Annotated in this window: 20 protein-coding genes and 1 other annotated feature; all 20 genes read right to left on the reverse strand. The window is 40.5% G+C overall.

Features of this window, described 5'->3' with window-relative positions; all coding sequences use genetic code 11:
• Positions 1 to 148: 148 nt before the first annotated feature.
• Positions 149 to 1,438, reverse strand: a complete 1,290-nt coding sequence (locus NST18_RS11040) for an ABC transporter substrate-binding protein (protein ID WP_004889099.1) — start codon at positions 1,436 to 1,438, stop codon at positions 149 to 151.
• 260 nt (positions 1,439 to 1,698) lie between these two features.
• A complete protein-coding gene (locus NST18_RS11045) occupies positions 1,699 to 1,872 on the reverse strand; it encodes a hypothetical protein (RefSeq protein WP_004889098.1) in 174 nt (57 codons plus the stop codon).
• 15 nt (positions 1,873 to 1,887) lie between these two features.
• Positions 1,888 to 3,399, reverse strand: a complete 1,512-nt coding sequence (galT, locus tag NST18_RS11050) for a UDP-glucose--hexose-1-phosphate uridylyltransferase (RefSeq protein WP_004889097.1) — start codon at positions 3,397 to 3,399, stop codon at positions 1,888 to 1,890.
• A 3-nt stretch (positions 3,400 to 3,402) separates the two neighbouring features.
• On the reverse strand, positions 3,403 to 4,389 hold the full coding sequence (gene galE, locus NST18_RS11055; RefSeq protein WP_004889096.1) for a UDP-glucose 4-epimerase GalE: 987 nt from the start codon (positions 4,387 to 4,389) through the stop codon (positions 3,403 to 3,405).
• Positions 4,386 to 5,567 (reverse strand): galactokinase, encoded by a 1,182-nt coding sequence (locus tag NST18_RS11060; RefSeq protein WP_004889095.1) that lies wholly within the window; start codon positions 5,565 to 5,567, stop codon positions 4,386 to 4,388. Before NST18_RS11060 ends, galE begins: the two co-directional genes overlap by 4 nt.
• Before the next feature lie 227 nt (positions 5,568 to 5,794).
• Complete coding sequence (locus NST18_RS11065) at positions 5,795 to 6,880, reverse strand: M42 family metallopeptidase (protein ID WP_004889094.1); 1,086 nt, start codon at positions 6,878 to 6,880, stop codon at positions 5,795 to 5,797.
• A 55-nt stretch (positions 6,881 to 6,935) separates the two neighbouring features.
• On the reverse strand, positions 6,936 to 7,424 hold the full coding sequence (locus NST18_RS11070; protein ID WP_004889093.1) for a dUTP diphosphatase: 489 nt from the start codon (positions 7,422 to 7,424) through the stop codon (positions 6,936 to 6,938).
• 61 nt (positions 7,425 to 7,485) lie between these two features.
• Positions 7,486 to 7,845: a 50S ribosomal protein L20 gene (rplT, locus tag NST18_RS11075; RefSeq protein ID WP_003397837.1), complete on the reverse strand. Its 360-nt coding sequence runs from the start codon at positions 7,843 to 7,845 to the stop codon at positions 7,486 to 7,488.
• A gap of 18 nt (positions 7,846 to 7,863) precedes the next feature.
• The gene (gene rpmI, locus NST18_RS11080; RefSeq protein WP_003397838.1) at positions 7,864 to 8,064 is read right to left on the reverse strand and encodes a 50S ribosomal protein L35; all 201 of its coding nucleotides are present in this window, start codon (positions 8,062 to 8,064) and stop codon (positions 7,864 to 7,866) included.
• A gap of 19 nt (positions 8,065 to 8,083) precedes the next feature.
• Positions 8,084 to 8,626 carry a translation initiation factor IF-3 gene (gene infC / locus NST18_RS11085; RefSeq protein ID WP_004889092.1) on the reverse strand — a complete coding sequence of 181 codons (543 nt, stop codon included), beginning with the start codon at positions 8,624 to 8,626 and terminating at the stop codon, positions 8,084 to 8,086.
• A gap of 25 nt (positions 8,627 to 8,651) precedes the next feature.
• Positions 8,652 to 8,775 (reverse strand) — a sequence feature (ribosomal protein L20 leader region).
• Between the two features lie 114 nt (positions 8,776 to 8,889).
• Complete coding sequence (thrS, locus tag NST18_RS11090; protein ID WP_004889091.1) at positions 8,890 to 10,821, reverse strand: threonine--tRNA ligase; 1,932 nt, start codon at positions 10,819 to 10,821, stop codon at positions 8,890 to 8,892.
• Between the two features lie 295 nt (positions 10,822 to 11,116).
• Positions 11,117 to 11,971, reverse strand: coding sequence for a putative sporulation protein YtxC (gene ytxC / locus NST18_RS11095; protein ID WP_004889090.1), 855 nt, complete (start codon positions 11,969 to 11,971; stop codon positions 11,117 to 11,119).
• 62 nt (positions 11,972 to 12,033) lie between these two features.
• Complete coding sequence (dnaI, locus tag NST18_RS11100) at positions 12,034 to 12,966, reverse strand: primosomal protein DnaI (RefSeq protein WP_004889089.1); 933 nt, start codon at positions 12,964 to 12,966, stop codon at positions 12,034 to 12,036.
• Between the two features lie 10 nt (positions 12,967 to 12,976).
• Positions 12,977 to 14,374 (reverse strand): replication initiation and membrane attachment family protein, encoded by a 1,398-nt coding sequence (locus NST18_RS11105; RefSeq protein ID WP_004889088.1) that lies wholly within the window; start codon positions 14,372 to 14,374, stop codon positions 12,977 to 12,979.
• 33 nt (positions 14,375 to 14,407) lie between these two features.
• On the reverse strand, positions 14,408 to 14,878 hold the full coding sequence (gene nrdR, locus NST18_RS11110) for a transcriptional regulator NrdR (RefSeq protein ID WP_004889087.1): 471 nt from the start codon (positions 14,876 to 14,878) through the stop codon (positions 14,408 to 14,410).
• Between the two features lie 62 nt (positions 14,879 to 14,940).
• Positions 14,941 to 15,333 (reverse strand): hypothetical protein, encoded by a 393-nt coding sequence (locus NST18_RS11115; protein WP_004889086.1) that lies wholly within the window; start codon positions 15,331 to 15,333, stop codon positions 14,941 to 14,943.
• A 75-nt stretch (positions 15,334 to 15,408) separates the two neighbouring features.
• Positions 15,409 to 15,783 (reverse strand): adenosylmethionine decarboxylase, encoded by a 375-nt coding sequence (gene speD / locus NST18_RS11120; RefSeq protein WP_004889085.1) that lies wholly within the window; start codon positions 15,781 to 15,783, stop codon positions 15,409 to 15,411.
• A 241-nt stretch (positions 15,784 to 16,024) separates the two neighbouring features.
• On the reverse strand, positions 16,025 to 17,053 hold the full coding sequence (locus tag NST18_RS11125) for a glyceraldehyde-3-phosphate dehydrogenase (RefSeq protein ID WP_004889084.1): 1,029 nt from the start codon (positions 17,051 to 17,053) through the stop codon (positions 16,025 to 16,027).
• Positions 17,054 to 17,160: 107 nt separating this feature from the next.
• A complete protein-coding gene (gene coaE, locus NST18_RS11130; protein ID WP_064213944.1) occupies positions 17,161 to 17,766 on the reverse strand; it encodes a dephospho-CoA kinase in 606 nt (201 codons plus the stop codon).
• Between the two features lie 8 nt (positions 17,767 to 17,774).
• Positions 17,775 to 18,398 carry a sporulation membrane protein YtaF gene (ytaF, locus tag NST18_RS11135; RefSeq protein WP_064213945.1) on the reverse strand — a complete coding sequence of 208 codons (624 nt, stop codon included), beginning with the start codon at positions 18,396 to 18,398 and terminating at the stop codon, positions 17,775 to 17,777.
• Between the last annotated feature and the right edge of the window lie 35 nt (positions 18,399 to 18,433).

Here is an 18,433-nt window from a genome sequence, read left to right on the forward strand (position 1 = left end):
CATGAAAATAACAACTCAAGGCGCACCTCTTCACTGAAAAGCCCCGAACCACTCCGCCTCCTACGGAATGGTGCTAGTATAAAAACCAGACAGGACGGCGGAATCCCGAGGCTTAATTCATAAAACAATTGATAGATGTTCTGTATATTTATTTAACTTGTTGTTCTGCCTGTTTTTGTGCATCTTCCAACACTTTATCAAGATCTTTGCCTTTTAAGTAATCTTGCAACGCAACTGCTAAAATATCTTCGATCACATACGTATGTGCACCATAGTTTACTTGAGGAATTTCTGTCATCCATTTGGAGAAATCAGCTGTTACTTTTTGACCTCCAAAAAACTCATCTGCAGCCTTATAGGCCTCACTATTAGCAGCTGGTTTGTATGTGCCAATTGCACCAATTTCTTTGTTTAGCGCTTCATAAAACTCAACATTTGATCCAAACGTTTTAGCTAGAAATTCTGCCGCCTTTTCTTTTCCAGGAATGTTAAGTACATACCAAGAACTTCCACCTAGGTTCGTAGCATTAACAGAGTTAGGAATGCCCGATTGTTTCGGAAAAGGCACAACAGCCCACTTACCAGCCTGAGAAGCTTCGGCTTTAACAGAAGCTGTAATCCAGTTTCCTGTCGGGATCGATGCAACTGCTCCACTATTAAAAGAGGAAATAAATTGACCCCAGTCAGAAACAGGTTTCGATATCCCTGCGTTTACAATTTCTTTGTAAGTTTTAAATGCTTCCTTCAGCGGCTCATTGTCTGCCAAATTCAGGGTTACTCCGTCTTCTTTCACATACCATGAACCACTACTTTGAATCATCTCACGAATAATCCCCAGATCTTTAGGATCGAGTGCAAGCATATATTTACCCGTTGCTTGTTTTACCTTTTTCCCAATTTCAATATATTTGTTCCAGTCCAATCCTTGTAAATCATCAACAGTATATCCCGCTTTTTGCAAATAATCTGTTCTCACATATAACCCAGCAACCCCTGTATCAAACGGAAGCCCATAATGTTTACCATTTAAGCTAGTAGAAGCAAGTTTATATTCAGCAAAATCTTCCGCTTTGAAATATTTTGATAGGTCATAGAATGCATCAGGATACGCTTTAAGGAAGCTCTGTGCACTATAGTCTTCAATTAATACGATATTTGGCAAGCCTTTTGTTGTGCCAGAACTTAAACTTGTATTAAGCTTTTGAACGACATCCTTTTGAGCATTTTCAATAATTTTCAATTTAAAATTAGGATTCTCTTTCTTATAAAACTCTTCTGCAATTTTCATTGCTTTTACGTTAAAGTTTGGATCCCACGTCCACACTGTTATTTCATTCGTACTTTTTGTGCTATCTGCAGCTCCACCGTTTTTCGTTTTTGAAGAACAAGCAGTTAATAGAAGAATACTTACTAAAAATAGTGTCAAAATCTTTTTCAAAGAAAATCCCTCCTGTTTTTTTAATTCTTATGAACTTTTGGTGAAAAAGGAGTCTAATTAAGAATATACAGCCGAAAAACATACATTTTTCAGTTGTTGTCTTAATGAAATGAGCCTTTTCACTAAGTGCGTAAGATCCAATGTTTATAGACATTATCATCTTACGCATATTATGTTGCCAACTGTCGGAACGAGACTTCTCTAAACCTTCACGGCTTCATCATGCTCTCTTAACACTGCTACATCAACCCCTTGAATCCTCAATTCACCTCCTCGAAAACATTTTCCATCAATATCGCATGTTGACGGTACAAACAGTTCCAAATAGCCATTTGCCCCCATCTTCTGACCGTTTTCACACCCATTCTTCGAATATCTTCTTCAATCATTTCTTTTGGCCAGTGTTCTGGATAATAGTCTACACCGATATACATCTTTTTTCCCCATCTTTATTCATTTCGTTCCTGAAGGTGTTGAATAAAGCGATGAAACGCTCGCTTTCCTTCTTCCGTCCGCTTAAACACTCCCGCATGTTCGAGTACTTGTTCAAATCGTTTTCCTACTTCTTCTTTTAATAATTCATGTACATCATCAAAAACATAGTGTCTTTCCATTATGTCTTGCACCCATTCCCAATGTTTCAATAATGCCGGCTCCCATTGTTCTTTCGGTGTTTTGTTTGTCATATATATCGCTACACTCTCTAATTCATCCGCTAATCGACTAGGCAATACCGCTAATCCCATGACTTCAATTAATCCAATATTTTCTTTTTTAATATGATGGAGCTCCTCATGTGGATGAAAAATACCGTATGGATGTTGCGCTGATGTGCGATTGTTTCTTAACACAATGTCCATCTCGTACAACTCCCCACGTCGACGAGCAATTGGCGTGACTGTATTGTGCGGCACATCGTTTGTTTGTGCATATATATCCACTTGAGGATCGCTATATTTTTTCCATTCTTTATAAATCAAATCACTCACTTGTAATACATCATTCTTTGCTCCACGTATACGTATAACTGACATCGGCCAACGAACAATGCTCATTTGTACGTGAGGATAAGCTGGCAATGTAAACGAAAAATCAGATGGAGCTTTTTCAATCGCAAACGTATATTTTCCACCTTGAAAATGATCGTGCGATAAAATAGATCCTCCTACAATTGGTAAATCAGCATTAGAGCCGATAAAATAATGTGGAAATTGATCGACAAAATCAAGCAACCGCTCAAACGTTTTTCTTTCCATTTTCATCGGCACATGTTTATCGCGTAATACGATGCAATGTTCATCATAATAAACGTAAGGGGAATATTGGAAAAACCAACGTTCACCGCATAAATGAAGTGGGATGATGCGATGATTCGCTCGTGCAGGATGACGAATCGTTCCTGCATACCCTTCATTTTCAATACATAATAAGCAAGTAGGATAACGTTGTTCTTTTACATCCTTCATGCGCGCAATGTCCCGTGGATCTTTCTCGGGTTTGGATAAGTTAATCGTGATATCCATATCCCCATATTTCGTACGCGCTTTCCATCGTCTATTTTTCATCACTCGGTCTACGCGAATGTAATTGGATGCTTGACTAAGCTCATAAAACCAAGTTGTTGCTTCTTGCTTATTGCGTTTATATTTCTCGTAAAACGTTTGAATGATCGTTGATGGACGCGCTACAAAACAATTCATAATCTCTGTATCAAATAAATCGCGATCAGTAACTGTCTTTCCAACAAGCCGTCCATGTTCTTCAGCCCAATGGATCATCCGTTGTAAGATGGAAACAAGTGGGCGATCCGAGGAAGGCATCACGTCAACTTGTTGCCATTCGTCTAATTTCAACAACGCTAATATTCGATTGCGTGTATAAATGACATCTTCTCGTTCAATTAAACGATGATGTAGCGCATATTGAATAAGCGCTTCAATTTCTTCATAAATGTTTACCATCGCTTACACCTCTTCATATCCGTTCGGATTCGCTTGATGCCACTCCCATGCTGAAGCAACAATTTCTTCAATCGTTGTGTATAACGGTTTCCAGCCAAGTTCACGTTTTGCTTTTTCCGATGAAGCAACTAAACGCGCAGGATCTCCAGGTCGTCTCGGCACAACTTTTTCAGGAATCGGATGTCCCGTCACGCGTCGTGCAGCCTCAATGACTTCTTTTACAGAAAAACCGTTGCCATTTCCTAAATTGTATATGTTGCTTTCCCCACCGTTTCTTAGTTTTTCTACCGCTAATAGATGAGCATCGACTAAATCTAGCACATGAATGTAGTCACGAATGCACGTGCCATCAGGCGTGTCGTAATCATCTCCAAAAATATGGATCTCTTCTCGTTTCCGTAGCGGCACTTGCAAAATAAGTGGAATTAAATGGGTCTCCGGACGATGATCTTCACCAAGCATCGTTCCATACGCTCCAGCAACATTAAAATATCGTAAAGAAATGTAACGAATACCGTGTGCAACGTTCACCCATTTCATCATTTTTTCCATCGCTAGTTTTGTTTCTCCATACGGACTTTCAGGGTTTGTTTCATCTGTTTCTTGAATCGGAATTTGTTTTGGTTCCCCATACACCGCAGCCGTTGAGGAGAAAACAATTTGTTTGACGCCATATTCATTCATCACATCAAGCAACACTTCTGTTCCATAAACGTTGTTGTTGTAATAAGCTAACGGCTGTTTCACACTTTCACCAACAAGGGAGTTGGCTGCAAAATGAATAACCGTATCGATCTCATGCTTTTTAAATACGCTACTCAAAAAGTCGCGATGCCGAATATCACCTTCATAAAATATCGCCTCTGGATGAACAGCTTTTCGATGTCCTGTTTGTAAATTATCCACGACAGCAACTCTTTCTCCTTTTTCGATTAAACGATACACTGCATGACTTCCAATGTATCCAGCCCCACCGCAAACGAGAATCATCGTATGCTCTCTCCTTCTTTTGTAAGCTGTTTTGCCCCATCGCCAATTTTAGCTACATAAAAACTTGGGGCATAACCAATCTCCATTTCATACATTTGACCGACTTGCTCAATAAACGATGGAATATGATCGTCCTTTACAATATTTACAGTACAACCACCAAAGCCTGCCCCCGTCATACGTGCTCCTATTGTACCTTCATGTTTCCATGCCGCTTCAACAAGCGTATCTAACTCTTTTCCCGTCACTTCATAATCATCACGCAATGATTCATGTGATTGACGCATCAATTGTCCAAACGTATATAAATCACCTTGTTGTAAAGCGAAAGCCGCTTGCTTTGTCCGCTCATTCTCTGAAACGACATGTCGCACCCTTTTTTGTTCGATCGGAGACAATACATGTGCATATTGATTAAACTGTTCCATCGTCATATCTCCAAGCGAGTTGATGCGTACATATTGTTGTAATTTCGTCAACGCCTGCTCGCATGTCGCACGTCGCTCGTTATATGCTGAATCAGCTAATCCCCTCTTTTTATTCGTATTGGCAATGACGATCGAGCAATCTTCCAAAGACAGGGGCAAATATTCGTATTGAAGCGTTTGGCAATCGAGCAGTAGCGCATGACCTGCTTTTCCCATTCCAACCGCAAATTGATCCATAATGCCACAATTAACACCGATATATTCGTTTTCTACTTGTTGGCTAATCTTCACTAATTCCAACATCTCGATATTTAATTCAAACAAATAGTTCAACATGACAGCCGTAACGAGCTCAATCGACGCGGACGAAGACAAGCCTGCCCCATTCGGAATATTGCCATAGTATAAGACGTCAATCCCATTTTGTGCATCTCTCGGCATAAGTGCTCGAATGATTCCCTTTGGATAATTCGCCCATCCATGACGTTCGTCATATGCAAGTTCATCTTTTGTCACAGAGACAATTCCATCTTCATGAAAGTTTTTTGAATAGAGCCGAATCATCCCATCATCATTCAACCGAGCGACCGCATACGTCCCCATATGCAGCGAACACGGGAGAACGTATCCTCCGTTATAATCTGTATGTTCCCCAATTAAATTAACACGGCCGGGGGCGAAGAAGACAGATGATCTTCCATATCCCCCTTGAAATGCTTTTATATATTCATTTTTTAAATGTTCAATCATTCTAGATCACCACTTTTGCTTAAATTTATTTTAATACTAGTTACCTAAATAATCAGAAATTAAATAACCTTTTCTTATTCATTGTTATCTCCCCCTAGAACTAAGTTTTATTTTAGTAAGCGCTTACTTCTGTTAATAAAATTTTAGTAAATTATTTAACTTAGGTCAATAAAAATTTTTTGAAAAAAAGTAAAAAGTCGACCCTATTCGAGTCGACTTCTCTTCTCTTAATCAAACGTAATTTCTTTCACTTTTCCTTCATCGAGACGCTTAATGACTTCGACTAGTAGTTTTACTGTTTGTTCGTAGTCATCGCGGTGAAGAAGGGCAGCGTGAGAGTGAATGTAGCGCGTTGGGATGGAAATGGTGAGCGCTGGAACGCCGCGCATCGTCATATGGATCGCACCAGCGTCTGTTCCGCCGCCTGGCATCGCGTCAAAACGGTATGGAATGTTCATTTCTTCTGCGACACTAATGACAAATTCACGCAATCCTTTATGAGAAACGAGCGTTGCATCGTATAAAACGATATGCGGTCCACCTCCGAGTTTTCCCATCGCATCTTTTTCTGATACACCTGGTGTATCACCAGCAATGCCAACATCAACCGCAAACGCAATATCTGGTTCGATCGCAAAAGCAGATGTTCGCGCACCGCGCAAGCCTACTTCTTCTTGCACGGTTCCGACGCCATACACGACGTTTGGATGCTCCACATCTTTTAATTGTTTCAACACATCAATAGCAACTGCGCAACCGATGCGGTTATCCCATGCTTTCGCAAGCAACATTTTTTCATTGTTCATGACCGTAAATTCAAAATATGGTACAATCGCATCGCCAGGGCGCACTCCCCACTCGATCGCTTCGTCACGGCTCGAAGCTCCGATGTCAATAAACATATCTTTTATTTCAACAGGCTTTCTTCTTGCTTCTACAGGTAAAATGTGTGGCGGTTTTGAACCGATGACACCTGTGATGTCGCCTTTTTGCGTCACGATCGTCACACGTTGAGCGAGCATGACTTGGCTCCACCAGCCGCCAAGCGGTTGGAAACGAATAAAGCCTTTTTCATCAATTTGCGTCACCATAAAACCAACTTCATCTAAATGACCCGCAATCATCACTTTTGGTCCGTTTTCTTTTCCTACTTTTTTCGCAATTAAACTTCCGAGGCGGTCCGTCGTCACTTCATCCGCATACGGAGCGATATACGATCTCATCACTTCACGTACTTCCCGTTCATTTCCTGGAACGCCTTTTGCATCCGTTAACGCCTTCAACATCGTTAACGTTTCATCGAGCTTTTTCACATCTGTCACTCCTCTCTATGTACAACATTCATTATACTAAACATCTCGATAGTTGTTAATAATTGTGATTTTGTCGTTCATGATTTACTTCGTTTTTCGCGATGTACGCACGTTCAATTTGCTGGGCAGTAAAAGAGAGAGCATGAGCAAGCTGAGCGTACGCATACACTAGTTGATTGTATGCTTCTTCATTTAGCTGTCCACGAAACGCGTGAACCGCCTCAAATACGCGTAAAAATTGATCAACAAGCGGTCGGCTTTCTTGTACGTTTGGCCATTGTACACCCTCATGTAAAGAAAGGTCGAGCCCGAGCGATAAAATAAAGTGAAGACCGTCGACATATTCTTCTAAAATCGTTTCATCTGCTGCTTTCGGTTTTGAGCTCCAAAACTTGAAGCAACGTGTTTCATTCGCAAGTTCCCCGATTTCAACAAGAAGAGCTAACAACTTGCGCTCGACTAAACGTTCACCACGCAATCCGCGCTCCGTCTCAATTCGTTCGTCCAATTGCCGCTGCATATCGAATAATTTTCTTATATCCATTTTTTCTCCCCCTCTTATAAAAAATGACCATCCCCTCAAGGGAGAATGGTCATTTCCTTTATTACTTGTTTAAATTTTCTTTTGCGATGTTTGCAAGTTGTGTGAATGCCGCTGCATCGTTTACTGCTAAATCAGCAAGCATTTTGCGGTTTACTTCGATACCTGCAAGTTTTAATCCGTGCATTAAACGGCTGTAAGAAAGACCGTTCATGCGCGCTGCTGCGTTAATGCGCGTAATCCAAAGTTTACGGAAGTCGCGTTTACGTTGACGACGATCGCGATACGCGTACATTAACGATTTCATCACTTGTTGGTTTGCAACTTTATATAAACGATGTTTCGAACCGAAATATCCTTTTGCTAGTTTAAGAATTTTTTTACGACGTCTGCGTGTGACTGTACCGCCTTTTACACGTGGCATAACATTTCCCTCCTAAAATTATTTTACGTTATCTAACAATTGACGAATACGTTTGAAATCGCCTTTTGATACAAGCGTTGCTTTACGAAGTTTACGCTTTTGTTTTTGTGTTTTGTTAGCGAATAAGTGGCTAGTGAATGCGTGTGAACGTTTTAATTGACCAGTTCCTGTCTTTTTGAAACGCTTCGCTGAGCCTTTGTGAGTTTTCATTTTTGGCATAAGGTGTTCCTCCCTTTTGTTATTTGTCGTTTTTCGGTGCTAGCACTAAAAACATACTGCGGCCATCCATTTTTGGAGCCGTCTCAACCGTACCAATATCCGCACATGCTTCAGCAAATCGATCAAGCACGCGCTGACCAATTTCTTTATGCGTAATCGCACGTCCTTTAAAGCGAATCGTCGCTTTCACTTTATCTCCTTTTTCAAGGAACTTCCGCGCGTTGCGCAATTTCGTGTTGAAGTCATGTTCTTCGATCGTTGGGCTTAAACGAACTTCTTTTACGTTAATCACTTTTTGCTTTTTACGCGCTTCTTTTTCCTTCTTTTGTTGCTCGAAGCGGAACTTGCCATAATCCATAATGCGGCATACTGGCGGTTTCGCATTTGGTGCAACCATCACTAAGTCTAAATTTAAACGCGCTGCAATTTCTAACGCTTCTTGTTTCGTTTTGATCCCAAGTTGCTCTCCATTTGGATCGACTAAACGAACTTCACGTGCCCGAATGTTCTCATTAATAATAAAATCTTTGCTAATAACTAGCCACCTCCACGGTTTTTTCAAACTTGTTTGTTAAAGCAGAACGCACACAACAAAAAACGTGTGGGTACAATACACCCACACGTCTCACTCACAACATTTGTTTTGTCATGAACCTGTTAACAGCCCTACGGCGTCGATCAGGTGAGAAGCGGGTGCTTCTGCTTGTTTCCAAACAAGTATTTACTTTTACTTTAACATATATACCATAAACGAAAACGCATTGTCAACTGATGTCAATTCATCACAACAAGTAAAACTATAACAAACATGAAGAGAAAATGCAACTATTTTCGTACTTCTTTTGTGATGAAATCAACAAACGCATCAAGCGGCATCGTTTCACTTTTTTGTTCACCGTATTTTCGTACGTTCACTGCTCGTTCGTTTACTTCATTATCACCTACAACAAGCATGTACGGAATTTTTTGCATTTGTGCTTCACGAATTTTATAGCCGATTTTTTCTTCACGCTCATCGACTTCGACACGCAAGCCTGCTGATTGTAACGCATGTTTCACTTCATACGCATAATCCATATGAACGGATGGAGCGACCGGAATGACTTGTACTTGCACTGGTGCTAGCCATGTTGGGAACGCTCCTTTGTACTCTTCAATTAGAAAGGCAACGAAGCGTTCCATCGTCGATACAACACCACGATGAATAACGACTGGGCGATGCGGTTTTCCATCTTCACCGATATATGTTAAATCAAAACGTTCCGGCAACAAGAAGTCAAGCTGAACAGTCGATAACGTCTCGTCTTTTCCTAGCGCCGTACGCACTTGAACATCTAACTTTGGACCGTAAAACGCCGCTTCACCTTCCGCTTCGTAATAGTCAAGCCCAAGCTCGTCCATCGCCTCTTTTAACATGCTTTGTGCTTTTTCCCACATCGCATCGTCGTCATAATATTTTTCTTTATCTTGCGGATCGCGATACGATAGACGGAATGAATAGTCTGTTAAACCAAAGTCTTTATATACGTCTAAAATTAAATTAACGACACGCTTAAACTCATCTTTAATTTGATCTGGGCGCACGAAAATATGTGCATCATTCAATGTCATGCCGCGCACACGTTGCAAGCCTGTAAGCGCACCAGACATTTCGTAACGATGCATCGTGCCGAGTTCTGCGATGCGAATTGGCAGTTCGCGATAGCTATGAATTTTATGTTTATATACCATCATATGATGTGGACAGTTCATTGGGCGTAATACGAGCTGCTCATTATCCATCTCCATCGGTGGGAACATGCCATCCTTATAATGATCCCAATGGCCAGACGTTTTATATAATTCCACGCTACCAAGCACCGGTGTATATACGTGCTGATAACCGAGGGATAGCTCTTTATCGACGATGTAACGTTCAATTGTTCGGCGAATCGTCGCACCTTTTGGAAGCCAAAGTGGCAATCCTTGTCCAACTTTTTGTGATGTCATAAATAAATCAAGTTCTTTTCCTAGCTTGCGATGATCGCGCTCTTTTGCTTCTTGTAAAAGACGTAAATATTCGTCTAAGTCTTCTTTTTTGAAAAAGGCTGTGCCGTAAATGCGTTGCAACATTTTGTTTTTACTGTCGCCACGCCAATACGCACCTGCCACGCTTAACAGTTTAAACTCTTTAATTTTTCCTGTTGACGGCACGTGCACACCGCGACAAAGATCGAAAAATTCCCCTTGCTCGTAAATGGAGACAACTTCTCCTTCTGGAATGTCATGAATGAGTTCAATTTTTAACGGATCGCCAATTTCTTCATAGCGACGAATCGCTTCTTCACGACTTACTTCTTTTCGAACGATGTCTAAGTTTTCTTTTACGATTTTTTTCATTTCTTGTTCAATTTTCGGTAAGTCTTCCGCTGTAATTGGGACATCGACATCAATATCGTAGTAAAAGCCGTTTTCGATGACAGGGCCAACGCCAAGTTTTACATTTTTATATAGTCGTTTCACCGCTTGCGCCATTAAGTGCGCTGTGCTATGACGCAAAATATCAAGCGCCTCTGGCATATCTTGTGTAATAATTGAAATGGCACCATCTTCTTCAATCGGTGTGCGTAAATCGATCATGCGCTCATTTAGCTTTCCTGCAATCGCTTTTTTCTTCAGTCCTGGGCTAATGGAAGCCGCAATGTCTTCCGTTGTCACTCCTTTCGGAAACTCCTTTACTGCTCCATCTGGAAATGTAATTTTTACTACATCCGCCAAAGCTATTCACTCCTTTTTTAAAAATAAAAAAACCCGTCCCAAAAACGAGGGACGAGTTGGTTTCGTGGTTCCACCCTTCTTCCCGTCTATACAAACGCAAAACGAATGTATAAACGGCTTCATTTCGATAACGGCGCAAACCGTCAGCAATTACTAAACGGGTAATCGTCCCATTGTTCACTGCTGAAGTTTAGAGGTGGTAAGTGCATTTTTCGTGTTAGGAAGGTTTCAGCCTATGCCTTCCCTCTCTGTGAACCGTAAAAATACACCCGTGTCCTCATCATCACTTTTGACCTTATTCATTATGTATGTCATTATAAGCATATTTTTTTGGAAAATCAAGAGGTGGTCGTAGCTCAATTCGCTCTTGGAATACGTTTTGAATCGTTTGAATCATCCCTACATCTGTGACATCTGTATACATATATATTTTTTCCGGTGCTATCGACACGAGTGGTGCTAATACAGATGTATCAATGTACATCGGCTGACTCACCATGAGACGACGATCAATAAACTGCTTTAATTGTTGAGAAGATAAGTGAAAAAAGCAATCGTCGAAAAATTGAAACGTATCATTTTCATATACTAAATGAAGGACGTTCATTTGTGGCTGTCGTGATGAAACAATTTCGCGCAGCAATTGCACGAACGCTTGATATTCTTGTTCTAGTTTGTATTCATCAATCGCTAATTCAACATAATGCATAAGCCGATCATAATATGGCTTTAAACGAAAAGTCATAAGCGACTCAAATGAAAATACGCCTTCATGTAAACATTCATGTAGAGATTTAGCAATAAGTTGTTCGCGCGGCGTACTCATTTTTTTTCCGAGACGATAGTCGTACCTTTCCCCGTCAATAAACGAGTAAGTAAGCTGTAAAATTTGTTGTTGTTCTTCTTCATTTTCATAAAAAAACGTGCGTGAAATAATTGATAAAATCCAACGTGCTTCAAACGCTCGAATGATACATGAAGTAAAAATCGGAATAAACAATGCGCGCATGTGCGCAACATCTTGTTCATGAAAGAAAATAGTAATCGTCTTGTCATCGTAAAGCAATTTCCCATACGGTTGTGGTGCTTTACTTAATTCAGCAAATAGTCGTTGCGCATCTTGTCCATCTTGAAATACGATATAAATCAACGGTGCCCCCCCTTTTCCAAAAACATGCTTGTTTTATATATATGGGGAACACCGAACGTTTATCACATTTCGATTCGTCGATTTTTTCCTTTCATTTCGATCGGAGTAGCTAAATAGACAATTCGCTCAATCATTCGCGCCGCTTTCACTTGTTCTTCTTCACCGCGCTGCGAATGGGCGAGATGATGAGTAAGACGTTTTAAGTCAAAATTGGATGTAAAACATGTTGGTAAATGCTCAAGCATGCGATATTGTAAAATCGGCCCGAGCACCTCATCGCGCCACCAACTTGACATAAGTTCTGCCCCTAAATCATCGAGCATAAGCACAGGGACTTGTTTTGCATATTCAATCGTATCTTGAAACGCATCCGTTTGAAGAGATGATTTTAATGAACGAACAAATTCCGGCACGTACACAAGAAATGAAGCAATATGTCTTTGAGCTAATTCATTCGCCATCGCTGCTAACAAGTATGTTTTTCCTACTCCAAATGACCCATATAAATATAACCCTTTTATTCGTTTACCTACTTCATACGTCGATGCAAATGTATTCGCAAGTTCGATCGCTTCAATACGTCCAAGATCGTCCGTTTCTAACTTATCAAATGATGCTTGTAACATATCACGCGGGATAAACAAACTACGAATGAGCGACTGTTGTTTTTTTCGTTCATCTTCTTGCACTTTGCGAGCACAGCGCTCGTATTGCACATCAATGTTTTTCCCTTGCCAAATTAAATGTGGTGTATAACCTTTCAGCAAATTAGGACACTGTTCTAAACTTGAACAACGCTCACAATGTTTACTTTGTTGTACAAACTCATACAATTTGCCAAGATGGCGATTTAACATCGCATCTGTCACATCATGACCACGTAAAAACGATTGAACGTGTGGATCGTTTAAAATATCGCGTTTCATCGCCTCATATCGTTCTTTAAAATCATGGCGATTCAACAAATGATGGATTGTTTCCCGAATTGGTTTCATCGTTTATCCCCTAACTTTTCGGCTTTTTCAACCGTTCTTCCAACTCGCGCCTTTTTTGTTCTAATTCTTCTTCCGTTTTCGCTTGTTTCCGCTCAAATTGTGAGTAATCTGTTTGGAGCCAATCTGGCAACAATTCGGTACGAATCGGCTTTTTAGAGCCTTTTTGTTCTTTTTCTTTCATAAATGTTTCATATTCACGCGCTTCTTTTTTCGCTAATTCCATCGCTTGCTTCACTGTCCGCACTTTTTTCCGAGCCCATGAACTTGCAATTTTTTCAACATATTTTTTCGGAAGCTTCATATCTGTACGCAACATAACGTAATAAATAAGTACATTCATGACGCCTGGTGGCAGTTTTTGCTTAAACATCATTTCTTCAATTAGCTGCAAATCCGCTAACGCCGGTTCAGCTCCACCAGAAAAGTCCATAAGCAACTGTCTCGGTGAAACGGTTTCGAGCTGTTTCATTAAATATTCTTCTTCGTTTTTTGGCTCGACATGCGCCATCGTCCGCTCCGCTAACGGTTGCACGCGATCATATAGCCGCGGAAGCGCCTCACCACGTTCAAATTGATACCATTCTTGCGCCGCTTTTCTTAATGATTCGATATCAATTTGTTCTGCGGGATCGATGACGCTCATCACAATTTTTTGCATGTCAAGCGGGCCAATGCCATATAAAAAAGCTAGCTTTTTGATCGCATCTTTCACTTTTGCAGTAATCGCACGACGTGGGACGAGATGATGAGACAGTCCTGCATAAAATGCGTCAAAATCAAATATATCATCTTGCATCGTATACATCGCTTGTTCTTTTCCTATATACTGATGCCCGTCTTGGAGCGTTACTTCTTGCTTCGCTTCGTCGCCTAACTTATGAATCATTTTTTCAGGCTGGATCGATGAAAATACATCGTGAAATGAGCGCGTCACAGGTACAAAAGAAGTGCGATCGATAGCACGATCAGAAAAAAACTTTTTCAACTTTTGAAATTTCGTTTTTCCTACACGATCATATAAAAATACATTTAACACACCATCAGTGAAAAATTGTTCTGGTGTAAGGGGAAGGCGAAGCTCGTAAATAAATACGCGTTCATCATCTGCATTCGTTCGCTTCATATACGTATTTAACAACCCGATTCCCTCAAGTTTTAAACGTTCAGCGTATATCGTTGGCAAACTGCATTGCATAATTGCCATTAAACTATGGTGTGTCGTCTCTTCACTCCATAAGCGTGTTTGCTCAAGTTCGCTCCATAACGTCATATATAAACTATACGCTTGCGCACCAATTAACGGTTGATATAACAGTGTCAATACTTTCCGATCTAGTTCACTTAAAACACCATTGGCGTGGACAATATATCGGTCGACCGCAATTAATTCTTTCCAACTATATTCCATATTATCGACCTTCTTCATATGAAAAAGAGCATATTATGCCCTTTCTCCTTGTTCTTTTTTTATTAGTTCTTTTAATTCCTCGATAAAGACGTTTAAATCTTTAAACTGGCGGTATACAGAAGCAAAACGAACATAAGCGACTTCGTCAATTTTGGACAATCGTTCCATCACCATTTCACCGATCGTTTCGCTTTTCACCTCATTCATGCCGCTATTGCGTAATTCCCGCTCAATTTGCCGCGTTACTTCTTCTAATTGTTCAAGGGCAACCGGACGCTTTTCGCACGCTTTAATAAGACCACGCAAAATTTTTTCACGGCTAAATTCTTCTCGTGTTCCTTCTTTTTTGACAACAATAAGCGGCGATTCTTCCACTTTCTCAAACGTTGTAAAGCGAAAATGACAACGTTCACATTCACGACGGCGACGAATAGAACGCCCTTCATCAACAGGACGCGAGTCGAGCACACGCGTTCCGTTGTGGTGACACGACGGGCATTTCATATATATCAGCTCCCTAGCAGTAATTTTACTTTTATAGTAGACAAAAAAAGGACGATGTACAACTACTTCTCTCCATATATTCCCGACCCGATGTATGTTAATCGTTTCGCTAATTCGTCATACAAGCGGATGATGAGCTGGCGACTAAATCCGAAATCAACAGGAAGCCATGTTGTTTCCGTTGTCACTGAAAAGTCAATTGCTGTTTCAAACGGTCGAACAGAAATAACCGTCACGACGATAAACGCTTTTTTTCCTTTCGTTAGCGATACGCTCATTTCTCCTCGTTCTTCTGATATCGCTACAATACGACACCCATCCATCTGTTCAAACATTTCTTTCACTACTTGTAATGCAGTGGATTGTGTCGTTTTGTAATAACGGCTTTTTAGCTGTTCATCCGAATGACGTTCAGATGTTTCATTATGATTTGTTAGTATATGCTTCCATTTCACTGTTCGTCTCCTCACTTTTCAATGAATGATAAAAAAGAGGTGCAGAATCTACACCTCTTTTTCTCTTACACTTTATTATAAAGCTTTTGCTTGTTTAATTTCAATTGGACCCATACCACGAGGCAATTCAATTGTTTCACGCGTTTGCGCACCTAATGCTTCAGCGATGTAATCCGCCGCAACCGTTGGATCTAAATCACCACATGTGTACACATCAATGCTAGCATAGCCATGCTCAGGAAAACTATGGATAGTTAAATGTGATTCAGAAATGATTACAACACCGCTAACGCCTTGTGGTGCAAATTTATGAAACGCAACTTCACGAATTTCAGCACCAGACTTTAACGCTGCATCAACAAATGTTTTCTCAATAAACTCCATGTCATTTAACTTATCAAAATCGCATCCCCAAAGTTCTGAGATAACGTGACGACCCATTGTATCCATGATCGTATCCCCCTTTTATAAATTTTGAAAAAAATAAACGATGAATTTCTTTTGCTTTCTGGAATGTATAACTACCACGGGGGAAAGTTAGTCCAAAGAGGTCCTAACCCTTTAAGTAGTCACATTACCACGCGTTCAAGAAGTTCACGAAACATAGTATACTTCGTTTATATATTTTTTTCAATATCGTTTTTTATTTTTTTATCAAACGGGCAGAAAAATAACGCTGGGAACCCCAGCGTTATACATTCGCAACCGCTTCATTTTTTAACAATTGTTCCGCAACTAGTTTTGTTAAATCAACAACCCGACATGAATAGCCCCATTCGTTATCATACCATGCTAACACTTTTACTTTCCGATTTTCGATCACCATTGTCGATAACCCATCAACAATCGCAGAATGTGGATTTGTATTAAAATCAATGGATACAAGCGGTTCCATCGTCACGTCTAAAATGCCTTTTAACTCCCCGCGAGCTGCTTGCATAAATGCTTCATTCACTTCATCGACTGTCACATCTTTTTTCACATCGACAACGACGTCAACAAGTGAAACGTTTGGCGTCGGAACGCGCAACGCCATGCCGTGCATTTTTCCTTTTAAATGTGGCAATACAAGTGCTAAGGCTTTAGCCGCACCTGTTGTTGTCGGGATGATCGATTGTGCACACGAACGTGCTCGACGTAAATCTTTATGTGGATTATCGATGTTTTTTTGATCGTTTGTGTAGGCATGAACAGTTGTCATAAGTCCATTTTCGATACCAAACGCTTCATCAAGCACTTTCACAACAGGTGCTAAACAGTTTGTTGTGCATGAAGCGTTTGAAATGATGACGTGCTCTGGAGAAAGCATATGTTCATTGACTCCCATTACAATCGTCACATCTTCATCTTTTCCTGGTGCAGTTAAAATGACGCGCTTTGCTCCCGCTTCGACGTGCATCATCGCCTTTTCTTTTGCGTTAAACTTTCCCGTTGCTTCGATAACGATATCGATTTGAAGCCCTCCCCACGGTAATAGTCGTGGATCACGTGAATTTAATAGTTGTACTTTTTTTCCATTTACAATTAAACCATCTTCAACAGGAACGACATCCCCATCAAATTTACCATGGTTCGAATCATATTTTATTAAATGAGCTAACGTTTCAGGCGGATAGCTCGCATTAATGGCTACAATGTCAACATCATTGTCCATAATAGCTTTTCGGAACACCATACGTCCAATGCGTCCGAACCCGTTAATCGCTACTCTCGCTTTCATTATATAGCCCCTTTCAATATATATGTTATACTATTTATCTGTTATTCACAAAAATAGTATAACATTTTTAAGGTGTTTATGCTATAAAAAAATAAAAAAAGGGCGTCCTATTTTTCAAGGATACCCCAACGCATTAAACATGCATGCAATTGTCGTTTCGTTTCTTCAATCGTTCCGTTATTATCAATAACTGCATCGGCTTTCTTTCTTTTTTCTCCAAGTGGCATTTGTGCTTTCATGCGCGCCCGTGCTTCTTCAACGGAAAAACCGTTACGCTCACAAAGACGCCGTAGCTGCGTTTGTTCGTCTACATATACGACAAGAATACGATCAACGAGATGTTCTAATTTACTTTCAAATAAAAGCGGGATATCGAGAACAACAGATTTTTCCCCTCTTCTTGCATATTGCTCTTTTTGTTGTAGCATATGTTTACGTACGAGCGGATGAACGATGGCATTTAACTGTTTTCGCTTTTGTTCATCATGAAATACGATCGCACCAAGCTTACGTCGATCAATCGCACCATTTGAGTCTAAAATGTCGCTTCCAAACGTTTCAACAATTGATTGATACGCTTCACCGTCGATGGCTGTGACACGGTGAGCGATTTCATCTGCATCAATGACAGGGATATGTAAGTCACGGAACATCGCCGCGACCGTACTTTTTCCACTTGCGATGCCCCCTGTTAATCCGATCGTTAACACCACCTTCACCCCTATCTCATTTTAAAAATACCAATGACAATAAGCATAATCCCAGGTAAAAACGAGTATTTTTGTAGCCAGTCATACTTTCTAAACGATTTTCCAATTTTCAACCCGCTAAATAAGAAACTAAGGCTAAGCAAGCAAACGAGAAATGTGGTAAACGCTACCGAATAGTTTAAAAGCGCCGCGCTTACGCCTGCTCCAAACGCATCGAGCGACAAGGCGATTCCTAAAAATACAGCCTCCATCCCTGTAATCGTTCCTGAACGGTCAAAATCAGCCATCGTTGGTTTGCGCAAAATTTGAATGACAATGCCGAGCGAACGAATTTCTACGTTCATTAAAAATTTTTCTTCATTTTTATCTCTCTTGAGCACGGATTGAATAATCATCCATAATCCTAATATGATTAATATCCCCCCACCCATTGCGTTGGCAACGGTTGGAGAAAAAAACATATATAACATGCGACCAATGCCCATCGCTACTAAAAATGTCATGCATGAAAAAAACGAAATAATCAGCAACGAACGAAGCGGAACATGTACATTCCGCATACCATACGTAATACCGACAGTCAACCCATCAATGCTTACAGCAAACGCAAGCAAAAATAAAGACCATGTAATCATATACGCCCGCCCCTTCCTTGAAAAGCTACCATAGT

Source organism: Anoxybacillus sp. FSL W8-0104, assembly GCF_038004465.1.
Classification (GTDB): Bacteria; Bacillota; Bacilli; order Bacillales; family Anoxybacillaceae; genus Anoxybacillus; species Anoxybacillus flavithermus_G.

Coding starts and splice junctions, on each gene's coding strand:
- NST18_RS11045 (WP_004889098.1), bottom strand. CDS start 1,872: ATGTATATCGGTGTAGACTATTATCCAGAACACTGGCCAAAAGAAATG.
- galT (WP_004889097.1), bottom strand. CDS start 3,399: ATGGTAAACATTTATGAAGAAATTGAAGCGCTTATTCAATATGCGCTA.
- galE (WP_004889096.1), bottom strand. CDS start 4,389: ATGATTCTCGTTTGCGGTGGGGCTGGATACATTGGAAGTCATGCAGTG.
- NST18_RS11060 (WP_004889095.1), bottom strand. CDS start 5,567: ATGATTGAACATTTAAAAAATGAATATATAAAAGCATTTCAAGGGGGA.
- NST18_RS11070 (WP_004889093.1), bottom strand. CDS start 7,424: ATGGATATAAGAAAATTATTCGATATGCAGCGGCAATTGGACGAACGA.
- rplT (WP_003397837.1), bottom strand. CDS start 7,845: ATGCCACGTGTAAAAGGCGGTACAGTCACACGCAGACGTCGTAAAAAA.
- rpmI (WP_003397838.1), bottom strand. CDS start 8,064: ATGCCAAAAATGAAAACTCACAAAGGCTCAGCGAAGCGTTTCAAAAAG.
- dnaI (WP_004889089.1), bottom strand. CDS start 12,966: ATGAAACCAATTCGGGAAACAATCCATCATTTGTTGAATCGCCATGAT.
- NST18_RS11105 (WP_004889088.1), bottom strand. CDS start 14,374: ATGGAATATAGTTGGAAAGAATTAATTGCGGTCGACCGATATATTGTC.
- nrdR (WP_004889087.1), bottom strand. CDS start 14,878: ATGAAATGCCCGTCGTGTCACCACAACGGAACGCGTGTGCTCGACTCG.
- speD (WP_004889085.1), bottom strand. CDS start 15,783: ATGGATACAATGGGTCGTCACGTTATCTCAGAACTTTGGGGATGCGAT.
- NST18_RS11125 (WP_004889084.1), bottom strand. CDS start 17,053: ATGAAAGCGAGAGTAGCGATTAACGGGTTCGGACGCATTGGACGTATG.
- ytaF (WP_064213945.1), bottom strand. CDS start 18,398: ATGATTACATGGTCTTTATTTTTGCTTGCGTTTGCTGTAAGCATTGAT.